Raw genomic sequence first — 15,307 nt, 5'->3', positions numbered from 1 at the left:
CTCCCTATTTCATTCTGTTCTTCAAAACCCCATCCAGCACAACAGCGCCGACTAATACTGCTCCTTTAAATACGCTTTGCCAAAAGGACTGCACCCCGATCAGATTTAATCCATTTGAAAGAAAGCCTACAATAAATGCTCCGGTTACCATACCAAGAACAGAGCCTTTTCCACCGGAAAGACTGGTTCCGCCAAGAACAACTGCTACAATTACGTCAAACTCAAACCCACTTCCCGTATTTGGCTGTCCAACCCCCAGTCTGGATGCCATCAGACATGCCGCAAGTCCTGTCATCAATCCCGAAAGCACAAAGCAGATTCCTGTATATCCTCCCACATTGATTCCGGAGAGCTGCGCCGCCATCTTATTACCGCCTATTGCCACTGCATATTTTCCAAGTACTGTTTTCTTCTGGATAAAGACAAAGACAGCCACTACTGCCACACAGATCAAAAGAGGTATCGGAACCGGACCTATATAACCTGTTCCGATCACTTTAAAACTGGATGGGATCCCAGAGGTGATTGCAACTCCGCCGCAGAGAATATATGCCAGCCCACTTGCTGCATACATTGTTCCCAGAGTAGCGATTACCGGTGTAATCTTTAGCTTCACCACAATCAATGCGTTAATTAATCCAATCAATGCCCCAAAAAGCATTCCAATCAGAATTGCCACTGGCATGGGTGCTCCTGCTACTGCAGATTTTGCACACATTACTCCGGAAAAGGCAATGATACTGCCTACGGAAAGATCCATACAGCCGGCAATCATTAACAGCGTCACCGCACTTCCTGCAATCACCACTGTCGCCACCTGTCTTGTTACATTCATAAGATTCGTATACGTAAAAAATTCCGGAGACATCATAGAGAGTGCAAACATAATAATAATTAATATTGCCAGTATAATGATTCCCTGGTTCCCCGCCGCGGACATTTTCCTTTTGCCTGGAAAAATCTTACGTTCCAACGTTTCTGCTGTATTTACACCTTTGTTCATTTCGAGCTTCCCCCTGTCACAATATGCATAATTTTTCTGCTGTCTGTTTCCTGCCCGTTGGGAAATTCCGCCGCAATTTCTCCTTCGTACAGCAGGATAATCCTGTCACAGATACCCAGAATTTCAGGCAGCTCCGATGACATAACCATGACAGACACTTCTTCCTCTTTTGTTATTTTCCTGATAAGAGAATAGATTTCTTCCTTAGCCCCTACATCAACTCCGCGGGTGGGCTCATCCAGTATCAATACCGAGCAATTGGATGCAATACATTTTGACAGCACTACTTTCTGCTGGTTTCCACCGGAAAGGCTTGCTACATTTTGTTCTTCACCTGTAGCAGCAATTCTCATTTTATCCATATATGCCTTTGCCATCAGACGTTCTTTTTGCTTCTGTACAATCCCATATCTGGATATTTTATGTATGCTCATGTAAGGAATATTTTCTTTAATGGATAACTGTGTGAACAGTCCCTCCGTCCTGCGCTCCTCCGGAACCAGAGCAAGCCCTTTCCTGATTCTGCTGACTACATTCTGCTTCTTCACTGCCTCACCATTAATTTCCACTGATCCGCTGCATTTATCCACTCCATAAACCGCCCTGCAGATCTCTGTCTTACCCGAACCTACCAGCCCATAGAATCCCAGAATCTCCCCCTTATACAGTTCAAAATTAATATCCTTCAGTTTTTTATTTGTAATATTTTTCGCCGAGAGAACAACCTTGCTTTTGTCCACACTGCCCGGAATATATTCCTGGGCAACTACTTTGCCAATCATCATCCGTATAAGCTCCGCCTGGGACTCCAGGTCTCCTACCGCTTTTGTACCAATTACCCTGCCGTCCCGGAATACAGTGACGTTATCTCCTAATTCCATAATTTCATTCAGCCTGTGTGAAATATAAATAACCGTTACATTGTGCTTCTTTAAAGTGCGGATAATGTCTAACAGGCGTTCCGCCTCTTTCTCCGAAATCGCAGCTGTAGGCTCATCCATAATAATCAGATCCGTCTCCAGCGCAACTGCCTTGGCGATTTCTATAATCTGTTTCTTACCAACACTGAGCGTTTCAACTTTGCTGTATAAATCAATCTCCGGTGCAAATTGCTTTAGTACCTGAAACAACTTTTCAGAGGCTTTTCCGTATTTTAATATCCCATGTACCGATTCTTCTATGCCCAGGGTTAAATTTTCTTGTACCGTAAGATCATCCACCACATTCAGTTCCTGATATAAAACGCTCATTCCGGCATTCATAGCATCTTTAATATTTTTTGCGGCATACTCTTTCCCATTGTAGAGTATAGTTCCGCCGCTCCGCTGGATTGCTCCGGTCATAATCTTGATAAAGGTAGACTTACCAGCGCCATTTTCCCCCACTATGCAATGTACGGTATTCTTTTGAATGTCAAAATTGACATCCTTTAATGCCATCACTCCGGGGTATTTCTTGGAGAGGCTCCTGACTTCCACAATATTTTCATTCATATCGTTACCCCTCAAGCCCCAGTTCTTTTTTAATATTTATTTTAGTCTGATACTGCACATCCAAGAACTCCTGCAGTTCATCTACTGAGGTATTCCAATAGTCAAACATCACATCATACATATTGATATCCTGTTTCTGCTTATAATCAATTTTTCCATTAATGCAGTCCAGCATTATATCCGTTAGCTGTTCTGCGAAATCCTTTGGTGGAAGAGCCATGCAAAGCTTCATTGACGAGTTGGGATCAGCCAGCTTCACCATCTCCTGCTCTGAACCGTCAACACTGGCAAAAATCTCTGTCTGGGGAACTCCGTCAATTGCTTTTCCCCTTCCTGCAGCTTCAAATGCTGCAATGCCTCCAAGAGCCGCATCTCCATTTACGCCCAGTACTACGTTGACATCCGGATGTGCCTGCAGGAGATCTTCTGCTGCTGAAACCGCCTGATCCCTCACGCCTGCCGAGTCGAGTCTTGCCACCACTTCCGCATCTGCGGCAACCGACTTCACTCCTTCTATAAACGCATCACATCTGTCCTTTTCCACTACCGGTGCTGCCGGTATTCCCAGTGTTGCCACTTTAACTGGTTCATTGGGGTGAAATTCCATCCATCTTTTTGCCGTTGCTGCGCCTAAATCATATGAGATATCATATTCCGCCAGATAAGCATTCGGTCCCGGTACGTTAGAGGCATTTACAAACGTAAGCACCGGTATCCCCGCATCCTGTGCCTGCTGTACAAACGGGCTGATTGCTTCCCCATCGTTTGCCTGGACGATAATGCCATTTACTTTTTTCGCAATTAAGTCTTCCATTGAACTGGCAATGGTTTCCGGGCTGGATTTTCCATCCAATACGACTGCCTTGATTCCCTTTTGCTGAGCATATTGCTCAAATGCCGCCGCATCTGCCTGCTGATAAGGCATTGCCAGATCCAGTTCAATCCTTCCAATTTTCAGTTCAGCTGAATCACCGGAAGCATCCGCTTCTTCCGTGTTTACTGCTTGTGTTCCCTTTGTGGTATCTTCCACCTTTTTGTTCTCACCTGATGAACATCCGACGGTCATACACATTGCCATAGCTGCTGTTAACGCAATTCCCTTCCATTTCAAAGTTCCCTTCATTTGTTTACCTCCTATTGTTTTTACCAACCAGCCTTTATCTCTATTGACTAATATTATAGTAAATCATATTTAAATTTTGTGCAATTTCAATAATTTTAGTTTCTTATAAAAATTGTATAAATACATGTGGTCTGTCTGATTTGAAAAGGAAATCCCTACATTTTACCATAGCAAAACAGACAGGATTCATATCTACTGCATTCCCTTTTGCCCCTGGTAAAAAATGCAATAATAATAAATAGACAATGTATATTTACATATGATATTATTAAGAAAAGTTTTCTATAATATTGGAGGAATTAATTATGAGCAAGATGAAATATTGCCAAAGTTGTGGTATGCCCCTTGAATCTAGGGACGTTTTAGGCACAGACAAAAATGAAAGATTAAATGAAGATTACTGTATTTATTGTTACAAGGACGGTGAATTTACCAGTGATTGCACTATGAACGAAATGATTGAAATCAGTGTAAAGCATATGAAAGAATCCGGTATATTGAAAGAGCAGAATAAAACGGAAGAAGAAGCACGTGAATTTATGTGTAGTTTTTTCCCGGAGTTAAAGAGATGGCATTGTACCTGTACCGAAGAATGTGCCAGTGGCTATAATCCTAACTGTACCTGCACTTCCAGTGAATGTCATTGTACGGAAAAAAGCAAATAGAAGTAGGCTGCTTTACTGCTAAACGAATTCGGCACTATTACCATTGGGCCTGCATGAGCTTGAATATGACTGTGCCGGAATCACAACCAATGAAGTTTTGAAAGGTATCGGTTTAAAATGATTTAAGCTGAACTGATACCTTTCAAGCAGACAATAAAATACTTGAGTTTTTAGTATATATAGGATCTAAAAAAACTGTTTTTAATCTGCTTCGTATACTCTAATCTTAAATCCTCCTATAAAGTCACTACACTCTGCAGCTACCGTATAGGTATCTGCTTTATCCAATGTGAAAAAAGTTTCCAGCTCTGTTGCCTTCGCCAATTTATAAACTTCATTTCCCTTTGAATCAAATAAAATTATATCTAAATCACCATTTTTTATGTTGGACCTAAATGAAAATTTTATTCTGTCACCCGCCTTGCCTGAAAATGAAATGCTAGAAGTTATCGTTGTCTGCTCCTTATAATTACGGTTGATATTACCCAGCGATACTGGTCGCGTATACAAATAAACGCTAAATACTATTGCTATAACAATGATAGCGATGATACCTATTACTATTGTATTTTTCTTTTTCATTATTTTCCCCTTTTAAGATTGGTTTCTTATAAAGACATTATACCATTACTATAAGATTCTGTACTAGAGCGAACAGTTTCTTATATTGGGGTTTAGCTGATTAAGAGGACGCTTTGTAGATTGAAGTAGTGCGCGGAAAGAGAAGGGGGCGGACCATGGCAGGCGTTTGGAAGGCTTACCGCAGAACTGGCATTTTCTAACCTTCCCAGAGCGCTTTTTGGCGGCACGCGGGCATTCGCTCCGAAATCCTGATGCATTTCGCAGCTCACTGCCCGCTTAGTATCCGATGGGAGCCAGTCGAATACTATCCGCCAAAAAACACTCCGGCAAGGTAAGTAAATGCTCAGATCTGCTATACGCCTTCCAAACGCCTGCCATGGTCCGCCCCCTTCTCTTTCCGGGATGCAGTTTATTGATACAAAGCTGGTTTTCTCAGCATGATTGGGCCCCGGGGTTGTGGCATGCTGTACGCTATTGGCATAGAACACTTAAAAACCAATAAACCAGCTGGATGTTATCACACTGAACTGCCGTAACACACTCTGCTGCATCCAAAAACGAACAGACCGTCACAACCCAAGGGTCTTCACCAGGCTGAGAAAACCAGCTTTGTATCAACAAATGCTATCTCGGAAAGATGGGTGTGGGAAACTGGTATGGACGTAGGAAGCGTAGAGCAGAGCTGAGTATTTACTTACCTTGCCGAAGCGTTTTTTGGCGGATAGTATTCGACTGGCTCCCATCGGATACTAAGCGGGTACTGAACCGAGAAATGCATCAGGATTTCTCGGTGAATGCCCGCGTGCCGCCAAAAAGCGCTTCGGAAAGGTTAGAAAATATCAGTTCTGCGGCCAGCTGACGGAGCCCATGCCAGTTTCCCACACCCATCTTTCCGTACACTACCTACATCTACAAAGCGTCCTTCCTCAGCTAAACCCAAATTTAAGATGAAATTGTTCGCTGTAGTACTAGAGCGTGTTTGAAAATTCATTCCTGCCATCTGCACGCCCCACTTTGCGGCATATTTGCCCCGAATTCAGGTTACGTAGCCCGCTACGCGCCCTTCATCCGGGACAAATCTCCCACAAACTGTGACGCACAGCTGCCAGAAAGCAATTTTAAAACACGCTCTAGAACGTTCAGCTACGGAGAAATATATTCAAACATTTCTACCTCTTAACTTTAAACGTCAAAATCTCATAAGGCGCAATCTCTATCTGAAAGCTCTTTTCATTTACAGCTTCCAGTCTTTCTTCTTCCTCAAGCAGATTGCATCTGTAAATCTCACGTATTTCCTGTGGAAATTCCACTGTCACTTTTGTTCTCCGATTGTAGCATTCATACATGCGGACTACCACATCATCACTGTCTTGTGCAGGTTTTACGACTTCTACTATGACATTTTCTGCTGATACGGACACAGTGCTGTACTCCTTCGCCAGGTTTCCGCCTTCCAGATTCTTTACATTTGCGGTCATGGGCTGGTTCAGCTGATATGCCTGTCTGGGTACATTTCCCTGACGCCAGCCATCTTGATGAGGATATAGGGAATATGTAAATAAGTGCTCTTCCTGATCGGCCTGTGGATTGGGATATATACCGGATTTAATCAGGGTAAATCCTACCGTTCCATCCTGTACATGGACTCCGTATTTACAATCATTCAAAAAGCCGATACCGTATCCGTCTTCCGAAATATCCATCCATTTCTGATAGCAGACTTCAAATCTTGCCTGATCCCAGGAAGTATTTTTTACCAGATCCCGTTTGATATTTCCATACTGGATTTCAAAGGTTCCTTCTTTGCTGTGTATTTCTACAGGGAACAGTGCTTTCAGCAAGGTCTGGCTCTCCATCCAGTCCACTCTGGTCTTCATATCAATTCTCTTTGTGTGGGAATACAGGTAAATCGTCTGTTCAATAACAGAATCCTGATACTTCCATTCCAGTTCAATCGCATATCGCAGGGGACCTTTTTCACTGACTTCCATACGGATCAAATGATCCACTTCCCAGCTTCTCTCCTGATAGTAGTCATAGATATTCCAACCGTCAAAATCATGGGGTTTGTCCTCATATGCCATAAGTACATTTGCCCGGTGTCCTATCTGCAATAATTCCCGCCCTTCTTCCTTGTCATAAATAGAGGTAAACTGCCCTTTATCATTGAAGCAAAGGTGATACCACTTTGTTTCCACTTCACCATTTACCAGGGCGAACTCTGTAAATAGATTTGCCTGTGCCGCATTTTGCTTCGTAATATCTCGTTTCAATACCTGCGACGACTTTTTATCTTCTGCCATCTCTTCATCAACCGGTTCAAACACACAGTACCCCTTCGCAGGTACATCCGCTGCCAGGAATATCCTGGAACCGTCACTGTTTTCCTGGATGACAGACACGGTGCCGCCAGTCTTAAAACTGCTTACTTTCCGGCTTACCGGTTCCGGTATCTCCAGAATGTCTGTATTTTGAAAACTATTCGGATTAAACACAGCGACGATTCCCCTGTCTCCTGCAATCTGATCTGTCATTGTCTGAAGCAGTTTTTCTTCCAGGGCCAGGAGTTTATCACCGAGGATTTCATATTCCCGCCTGGAATCCTCATATACTTCCGCAACGGAAGAACCGGGGAGAATATCGTGAAATTGATTCCTCATTAGAATTTCCCAGCATTCAAGGAGCGTTTCCCTGTCATTTGGAATGGAAAGCAGTGTATTTGCCATAACAGACCATAACTCACTTCTGCCCAGCAGAAATTCTGATTTCCGGTTAGACCTTTTATTTCTTCCCATGGAAGTATAGACACCTCTGTGGTATTCCAGGTACAGTTCGCCATACCACTGGGGCATCCTCTTTTTCCCTTTTACTTCCTGCTCCAGCTCCCGGAAGAACTCTATTGCGGAGGACTGTCTGGTTCTGGGGCATCCGGGAATTCCAAGAGCAAGCCTTCTCTGGGTTTCCAGCATTTCCTGCGTAGGCCCGCCGCCTCCATCCCCGTATCCATAAGACAGCAGTATCTGGCTGTTCAGCTCCTTTTGCTGATACCTCTGCCATGCTCCCTTTATCTGGGCAGGTGTAACATAGCCGTTATAATTTGTTGTAAAGGCAGAGTAATGTTCATTATTTGTTCTCACACTGCGGGTAGGCGAAGAATAGTCCCTGGCACAGATAAAATGTGTCAGCACCTTCGTTCCGTCAATCCCTTCCCAGTAAAACGTATCGTAAGGAATCTGGTTCGTCTCATTCCAGCTTATTTTCGTAGTCATAAAATAATCCAGTCCGCACTTTCTCATGATCTGCGGTAAGGAGGCGGAGTATCCGAATACATCCGGCAGCCACAGTATATGATTTTTCTTTCCGAACTCTTTTTCAAAAAAGCGAATGCCGTACAGACACTGCCGTACAAGGGATTCTCCGTTAGGTATATTACAGTCTGGTTCTACAAACATTCCGCCTTCTACTTCCCATCTGCCCTCTGCCACTCTTTGGCAGATTTTTTCATATACATCGGGAGCATCTTCCTTTACATACTGATAAAGCTGAGGCTGGCTGGACATAAATATATATTCAGGATACCGGTCCATCAGTTCCAGTACCGTAGAGAAACTTCTGACTGCCTTATCCCGGGTCACATCCAGCGTCCAGAGCCAGGCAATATCGATATGGGTATGTCCGACACAATGAACCACTGGGCTTACCCCACCGTTACAGCTGTGATACAGTTCCTCCATAATGCAGGCTTTAGCTGCTTTAATACCTTTGTGAAAATCCGAAGAATGGGGTTTTCTGAGATCCAGATGCCCACATGCTGATTCCAGGGCAGCGATAAGCTTCCGATAGTTTTCCTCGTCTTTTTCCAGAAGGCACGCCACCTGATATGCAACCCGCAGGTCATAGTACAGTTCTTCAACTTCTTTATCCACCTCACGGATTTCTCCACGAAGTAATATTGGCCTGTTCTGGTATTTCGTATAGCTTCTTAATTCCAGATCAAACACTTCCTCTTTCCGTCCATTTTCCGTTAAAACTGCCGTTCTGTGGTTCACATCCATCCCCTGAATCCGTTTCTGATTAACAAATAACTGAAACTGGGGATTTACGGCATCCCATTCTCCTTCTCTTCCGGTAGAGAGACAAAACTCCACATATTTTCCCTCAAAACAAGCCGGCAGAATAATTTTATGCCGAAGAACAGAATGAACACCATCTTCCCATTTCTTATCCACATCAAAATTCTCCAGCAGCACCGTATTGCAATACCGCATGACATTCAAATCTTCCAGTAATTTCCCCAATCGTTCTTCTCTGAAATCCATATATTTCCTCCTCATATTTATAAGTTTTTGCCAATGCCACATAAAGTAAAGAAACCCATCACCTGATCTGCAATGGCTTCCTTTACTCTTTTAATTTAGTAATAACATTTTCTCATTGTCATTACTCTTCAATTTCTATCACCGAAAACAATTTCAACTCCGGCAGATAAATGGTCGTTCTGCCATCCTCTCTGGTGATTTTAAGTTCGGTATTCTTTTCTGCAATTGTTGCTTTGCTGATCTCTCCCGGTATCTTAATTTCAATATGAAACATCGGTGCTACCGGGGAAGTTTCCTGCTCATTAATCGCTGCATAATAGCGCTTATTATCTTTCTTCCACCCCAGTATTTCTACAAAGGATGGTGCGTTAGACTCAAATTCCAGGTCTTTGCACAGACTCTTTAAGATCCTGCCAACTGCGCGGCGGCTCATGTATGGTCTGGAATTCTCGATTGGAGCGGCAAACCAGAGAATTTGTCCCTCTCCAACTTTTTTCCTCACTGCCACAGGCCTGTCGGTATAGATTCCCGGAGGGTTGGAGTGAATGGATGAAAATTCACATTTACCGGTCATGGTATAAGGCAGAGTCAGCGTAGCCAGTGTCTCATAATCTCCTTTGAAATCAAGAATTTCCATTTTACTCTGTACATTCATTGGAGATTTCTTTGCAAATTCTCCAAAATATTCTTTTCCTGCTTCCGTAGAACTCATATATGTAACGTTGTGTTCCGTCAGTCCCTGATATTCTGCTTCCAGAAGCTCCAGTAAACGCTCATGTCCCACATGCCCGCTGAGATAAATGTTTCCGCCTCCGCGCACATACTCTTCGATACCCTTCATTTCCTCATCATGGATGACTGCCGCATCACAGATTACAAGGGCATCGCTTTCCAGCCCCTTTAACTTTTTGCTGGGGATAACGTCAAACGGAAGATTTTCTTCCCGCAGGATCCTGCCCATGTTGATATGAGTATCCATAAAACTTTTATTGCATTTTTCTCCTGTTACCGGATTACCGTTATCACTCCAGCTGCATTTTGACCTGCTTGGGAACCATACACTGATATTGGTAAGCATATCACCGCTCACATATTTTTCATAGTGGCGGCTTTCATCAAATACATTCTTAACCGGACCGGTATAGACTTCCTCACACAGTGTTCCGTCGGGGTTCGCACCATCACAGATGGAAAATGCCCCATTATGTGCAAGTGCTATGATGGTATGCAGCATAAACTCTTCTTCCGTCTTTGTGGTAGTATGATAGCTCAGTCCCGGATCACATCTGGAAGAAATAAATACAAACGGAAGAGCTTTGCTCAGATTGCGGTAATATTTACACATATACGTCTGCTGCATAAATCCTCCGTATAAGTCACCACCTACATAATCACTTGCCTCTGCCACCAGATCGGTGTGGGCATATTCCCATGGATCAGCCATCATGGACAGATTGTGTTCGATAGTAACCTGCGGTTTGATAGATTTAATAACATTCGTTGAAAATGCTGCAAAATCACCCATCCACTCTTCACGGATACTCTGCCACTCCCGGAATGCCGGATCACCCCAGTCAATTACTCTGGGCATTTCTCTTCCCGTCTGCTCAAAATATTTCCTGCGGCAGCTTGGGCAGTAACATACTTCCGGGAAAAACGGCATATCCAGAAAAATTGTCTCAAAATCATACATTTCCGTCATTTCAGTCAGACAAGCTTTCACATAAGCTCTGTATTCCTCATTATTGGGGCATACAATACCATATCTGCCTTTTCTGCTCATGAAATCACTTGCCGGATCTGCTTCTTCTCTGGATGTTTTACCGTATCCATTTATCATACGCCATTCCGGGTGATTTTCATATGCCCAATTATCAAAAATTTGAGAAAAATATGCTTTTACGGCAATGTTGCTGCTATGGCATAATTCAATCATCTCTCCTACATAATCTCTGCCTCTTAGCCCTTTGTGCATCCTCCCGATTTTGGTGGGGTAATGTGCCAGCCCCGTATGCGGCCTGCATTTTACTACAATCTGCTGTGCGCCTGCATTTTTCAGCAGTTCTACTAACCCTTTCGGGTCCACATTGGACATAAATTCATCATTCCAGTCATCAATATGCATATCTAAAAAAATCCTTCTGTAATTACCTTCAAACCACATAAAAACCTCCTGTTATTTCATAATTTTTTTAAACTCAACCTTTCACTGCTCCTACCGTCATACCTTTCATAATCTGCTTAGAAAAAATCAGATATATAATCAATATCGGCAGAATGGAAACCAGCAGCGCTGCCATATAAAGCGGGTAATTAATATTATGTTCTGAGTTAAACATACGAATTCCAATTGATATTGTTCTTAATTTTTCATTATTCAATAAAACCAGCGCAAAGGGAAATTCATTCCATGCATTCATAAAAGAAGTAATAATCAGTATGGCAACTGTCGGAGAGCACATGGGGAAAACAATACGGCTCAGCAGGTGAAACGTGCTGCATCCCTCCATATAAGCTGCTTCATCCAGTTCTACGGGAATCGACTTGATATAATTTTCTGTCAGCATAACTGCGAATGGCATGGAAAATGCCAGGTAAGGCAGTGTCAGCGTCCAGGGCTTGTCCAGCATACCCAGCGTTTTAAACTGTAAGAACACCGGGATCAGCAGCGACAGCATAGGAATGACCATTCCAGAAACAAACAACAGGTAAATTGCCTTTTTAAAACGGAAATTATATCTGGATATGAAATACCCGGTTACCAGCGCACATACCACTGTTAAAACTACATTTATCACTCCTAATATGGCGGAATTCATAAAGCAATTCAGAAACCCGCTGGATTGTATGGCATCGATAAAGTTCTGTACATACAGACTGCGGGTCAGGCTGATGCTGTCCTGCATAAATTCATTGCTGGTCTTTAATGCTGAATTAATCATCCACAAAATCGGAAAAATGCAGGAAACTGAAAACAGCATGAATATGATATTGACGATCAGTTTCAATATTTTTACGGGAATATTTTTAATGTTCATATGATTTTCCCTCCATTAGCCGCTGTATTCCTATCGTTAATCCCATGGAAACCACCAGAATGACCACTGCCATCGCACTTGCATATCCCATTTTCATCTGCACAAAAGAGGTATTGTAATTATACAGTGACAATACACTGGTGGCTCTTCCAGGTCCTCCTCCTGTCATTACCATAATATGGTCAAATGCCTTGAAAGATCCGGCAAAACAAATCATCAGACAGATTTTCAGTGTATCCCATATCAATGGGATAGTAATATAGATACTTTTTTTGAATCCGGTTGCCCCGTCTATCTCAGCCACTTCCATAATATCCTTTGGAATAGTAGCAACTGCTCCCATAAGCAGTACCAGATAATATCCGATAAACTGCCAGATTACCGGTACTGCTACAGAGAACATGGCGATCTTAGGATCATCCAGCCAGGGTTTAATCCACTGTTCCAACCCAATAGACCTTAATATATGATTCAGAATACCAAAATCGTTGTTGTAAATCAGCTGCCACATAAGACCAATGACAACCGCCGCAATAATACTTGGAAAATACATAACTCTGCGGTGTAATTCTACAAATTTAACCCACTTCATGGTAAAGAACAGGGTAAAGAGAAACGCAATTCCTACCTGACCAATCACCATAAGAAATGTAAATAAAATCGTATTTCGGAAAGACAGCCAGAATGTATCATCTTTAAATAGCGCAATATAATTTTCAAAACCAATAAATTTCTTTGCCGGACCTCCTGACCATTCAAAAAAGCTATAACCAAATGCGAACAGAGTAGGAATAATGATGATAAAAATATAGACGCCGACCGGAATGCTTAAGTAAGCCGCTAACTTTATGCCTGAGGGCATCAACGGATTCCTATATTTTCTTTTTTTCACATTGCCACCTCCAACTATTTTTTCGCACTTTCATGAGCTTCCTGTAATTTTGCAGCCAGTTCTTCTGCATTGATTGCTCCAATGGACATTTCCTGGTACCCTACATAACTGGCATCCATATATGCTGTTGATAACTGAACTTCCGGGCATCCCACAATTTTGTCGTGTGAATTATACATTTCCAGAAATTCTGCAAAAAACGGATTCAATTTACTTTCATCATAATCAATATTCTTAGCTGTTGCTAAAGAACCGCCTTCAATCAGAAGCGTCTGGATTTCCGGCGCGGACATTTCTTTCAAGAAATTAATTGCTGCTGCCTTCTGTGCATCCGTAACATTGGCACTGATGCTGATTCCCCAGCCCTGACCTCCGACGATCTGGTTTTTCAGGTCTTCTTTCCCTTTTACCGTCGGGAAGATTGTCATATCGGTAGTATCCAGTATTTCCTGAGGCGCTTCACTGATTAAATTGGATACGGACCAGGATCCTTCTATGTACATGGCTGCTTTCTTGTCATAATACAGCTGTCTTGCCTGATTTGGGTCCAGACTGTTTACATTTTCATTAAACAGACCCATCTGCATCAGCTCTTCCATATATTTAATCGCTGCTACTGAATCGGGATCCTCAAAAGAAGCACCATCATAATTTTTTACTTTGTCATACCAGTCACTTTCATTGAATTTCATCAGAATACCAGGCATTACCTGGGAAGCAATTGCATATTTTCCTTTATTTCCAGTAGCCAGCGGAATATATCCTTTCTCCTTTAACTTCTGAACAGCATCTTTAAATTCCACTTCATCTGCCGGGAAACTATCCATCCCGCACTCTTTAAAAATTTCTGTATTATAATAAATAACATGATTTGCGATACTGCACCTTGGAACTCCCAAAATCTGTTCTCCAAAAGTATAATCTCCAAACATACCGTCTGCAAAAGTATCTGCCCATTCCGACTCTTCTTTTAAAATCGGTGCCAAATCCAAGATCTGTCCATTTTCATAGAAAGAACTCATCATGGAAGGCAGCAGCATAGCTAAATCGGGAATTTCATTGGCGGCTGCCAGCGTTTTGATTTTCGTCTCATATCCCGCTTCCTGCCCTACTATTTCCTCTTTCAAGTCCACATCCGGATATTTTGCCTTAAAATTTTCTACAACCTGATGCATTATAATTGATTCAATATCCCCGTTTTTGATGCCTTCTTCCGTCCCCATATGCATGATGGTCAGTGATACCTTTTCTCCCGAAGAAGAACCCCCTGTTTCACCTTTGCTTTCCTGAGTTCCCTGGGTACTTCCGGTATCCTTAGATGTATCGCCTCCCTGGCCTCCGCATCCCGCTAAAGTTCCACCAAGCAACGTCGCTGCCAATACAACCGCTAAGATTCTTTTTCTTCTCTCCATAATACCTCTCCTTATCCTTTTCTGTTTGTTTTTTACATCCTTAGTATAACGAATGAAACCCACTCCAAAAAACCATATAATCTATGAAAACATCCAATATTCTATTCTTTTATACGATTAAAGCACATAAAATACCTATTTTTCTATTCCTTTGTCTATATTATACAATCACTTTTTCAATTAAGCAAAAAGATATGATCAGGTTTACAAAATTTTTAACCGTGGGTAGCTCAATTGTCAGAAAAGTATCATGGCATACTCATTAAGATTGACAAGTAAATTTTAAAGTGATAATATTTACTATAAATAGGAAAAAGAAAGAGGTGAATCCATTGGATTCTGAAAATAAAGTTTATTATGAGTAAGTGACGGGAGGTTGAGTCAATGAAAAAAAAATATGTATTCCTCAATATCATAACTGTTTTATTTCCAATAATATTTTCTGGGCTTATTCCTATTTTTATTTTGGATAAACTGGATCGATTAGCCCAAATGACCTATAATCCCTATCCAAGATATTTGGCGAATAGCATTAGCGGGATTATATTAGGATTATTGTTAGCTTTATTGTTCTTTCAGTATATTTCAAAAGCAAGTCATTTAGTTGTGGGATTCCTGATTGCTTTTATAGTGTCCTTGTTACAGGAAATTAATTTATACACCCTTATCGTTACATTCAATGGAAGTACAGGCTCGCCAACATTGATTCATATGTTTTTAGGTATGTACTTATTTTTACTTATATATTCAATATATAAAAAGAAACAGGAAACCAGATAG

12 protein-coding genes and 2 pseudogenes are annotated in these 15,307 nt (G+C 42.0%); 3 read left to right on the top strand and 11 right to left on the bottom strand.

Annotation, left to right across the window (positions count from 1 at the left end):
- Positions 1-4: 4 nt before the first annotated feature.
- Genes CD03_RS0104450 through CD03_RS0104440 form a run of 3 tightly spaced genes read right to left on the bottom strand, consistent with a single transcriptional unit; the run spans position 5 to position 3,619 of the window.
- Positions 5-1,003 carry an ABC transporter permease gene (locus CD03_RS0104450; protein WP_052377663.1) on the bottom strand — a complete coding sequence of 333 codons (999 nt, stop codon included), beginning with the start codon at positions 1,001-1,003 and terminating at the stop codon, positions 5-7.
- Positions 1,000-2,496, bottom strand: coding sequence for a sugar ABC transporter ATP-binding protein (locus CD03_RS0104445; protein ID WP_027292596.1), 1,497 nt, complete (start codon positions 2,494-2,496; stop codon positions 1,000-1,002). Before CD03_RS0104445 ends, CD03_RS0104450 begins: the two co-directional genes overlap by 4 nt.
- 4 nt (positions 2,497-2,500) lie before the next feature.
- Complete coding sequence (locus CD03_RS0104440; protein ID WP_027292595.1) at positions 2,501-3,619, bottom strand: sugar ABC transporter substrate-binding protein; 1,119 nt, start codon at positions 3,617-3,619, stop codon at positions 2,501-2,503.
- Between the two features lie 305 nt (positions 3,620-3,924).
- Here CD03_RS0104440 and CD03_RS32375 point away from each other — a divergent pair, with 305 nt between their 5' ends.
- Complete coding sequence (locus CD03_RS32375) at positions 3,925-4,284, top strand: zinc ribbon domain-containing protein (protein ID WP_081820113.1); 360 nt, start codon at positions 3,925-3,927, stop codon at positions 4,282-4,284.
- A gap of 201 nt (positions 4,285-4,485) precedes the next feature.
- On the opposite strand, the gene CD03_RS0104430 is transcribed toward CD03_RS32375, so the two are convergent.
- From CD03_RS0104430 to CD03_RS39840, 3 genes and pseudogenes are all read right to left on the bottom strand, one after another.
- The gene (locus CD03_RS0104430) at positions 4,486-4,866 is read right to left on the bottom strand and encodes a hypothetical protein (RefSeq protein ID WP_027292594.1); all 381 of its coding nucleotides are present in this window, start codon (positions 4,864-4,866) and stop codon (positions 4,486-4,488) included.
- A 777-nt stretch (positions 4,867-5,643) separates the two neighbouring features.
- Positions 5,644-5,766, bottom strand: coding sequence for a hypothetical protein (locus CD03_RS38770; RefSeq protein WP_255348060.1), 123 nt, complete (start codon positions 5,764-5,766; stop codon positions 5,644-5,646).
- A gap of 112 nt (positions 5,767-5,878) precedes the next feature.
- Positions 5,879-5,929: pseudogene (locus CD03_RS39840) on the bottom strand (hypothetical protein); the annotation flags it as partial.
- On the opposite strand from CD03_RS39840, the pseudogene CD03_RS39835 reads away from it, so the two are divergent.
- A pseudogene (locus CD03_RS39835) lies at positions 5,906-6,046 on the top strand (DUF6783 domain-containing protein); the annotation flags it as partial. The pseudogenes CD03_RS39840 and CD03_RS39835 overlap by 24 nt on opposite strands.
- Here the strand turns inward: CD03_RS39835 and CD03_RS0104420 are convergent.
- From CD03_RS0104420 to CD03_RS0104400, 5 genes are all read right to left on the bottom strand, one after another.
- Positions 6,036-9,185: an alpha-mannosidase gene (locus tag CD03_RS0104420; protein ID WP_027292593.1), complete on the bottom strand. Its 3,150-nt coding sequence runs from the start codon at positions 9,183-9,185 to the stop codon at positions 6,036-6,038. The pseudogene CD03_RS39835 and the gene CD03_RS0104420 overlap by 11 nt on opposite strands.
- 121 nt (positions 9,186-9,306) lie before the next feature.
- A complete protein-coding gene (locus CD03_RS0104415; protein ID WP_027292592.1) occupies positions 9,307-11,349 on the bottom strand; it encodes an alpha-amylase family protein in 2,043 nt (680 codons plus the stop codon).
- 34 nt (positions 11,350-11,383) lie between these two features.
- On the bottom strand, positions 11,384-12,223 hold the full coding sequence (locus CD03_RS0104410) for a carbohydrate ABC transporter permease (RefSeq protein ID WP_027292591.1): 840 nt from the start codon (positions 12,221-12,223) through the stop codon (positions 11,384-11,386).
- Positions 12,213-13,115, bottom strand: a complete 903-nt coding sequence (locus tag CD03_RS0104405) for a carbohydrate ABC transporter permease (protein ID WP_242849038.1) — start codon at positions 13,113-13,115, stop codon at positions 12,213-12,215. Before CD03_RS0104405 ends, CD03_RS0104410 begins: the two co-directional genes overlap by 11 nt.
- A 14-nt stretch (positions 13,116-13,129) precedes the next feature.
- Positions 13,130-14,527 carry an ABC transporter substrate-binding protein gene (locus tag CD03_RS0104400; RefSeq protein ID WP_027292589.1) on the bottom strand — a complete coding sequence of 466 codons (1,398 nt, stop codon included), beginning with the start codon at positions 14,525-14,527 and terminating at the stop codon, positions 13,130-13,132.
- A gap of 384 nt (positions 14,528-14,911) precedes the next feature.
- On the opposite strand from CD03_RS0104400, the gene CD03_RS0104395 reads away from it, so the two are divergent.
- Complete coding sequence (locus CD03_RS0104395) at positions 14,912-15,307, top strand: hypothetical protein (protein ID WP_027292588.1); 396 nt, start codon at positions 14,912-14,914, stop codon at positions 15,305-15,307.

It is taken from the genome of Robinsoniella sp. KNHs210 (assembly GCF_000686105.1).
Taxonomy (GTDB): domain Bacteria; phylum Bacillota; class Clostridia; order Lachnospirales; family Lachnospiraceae; genus Robinsoniella; species Robinsoniella peoriensis.
The sequence above is the reverse complement of the archived record's forward strand: the minus strand, read 5'-3'. Positions and strand labels throughout refer to the sequence as shown.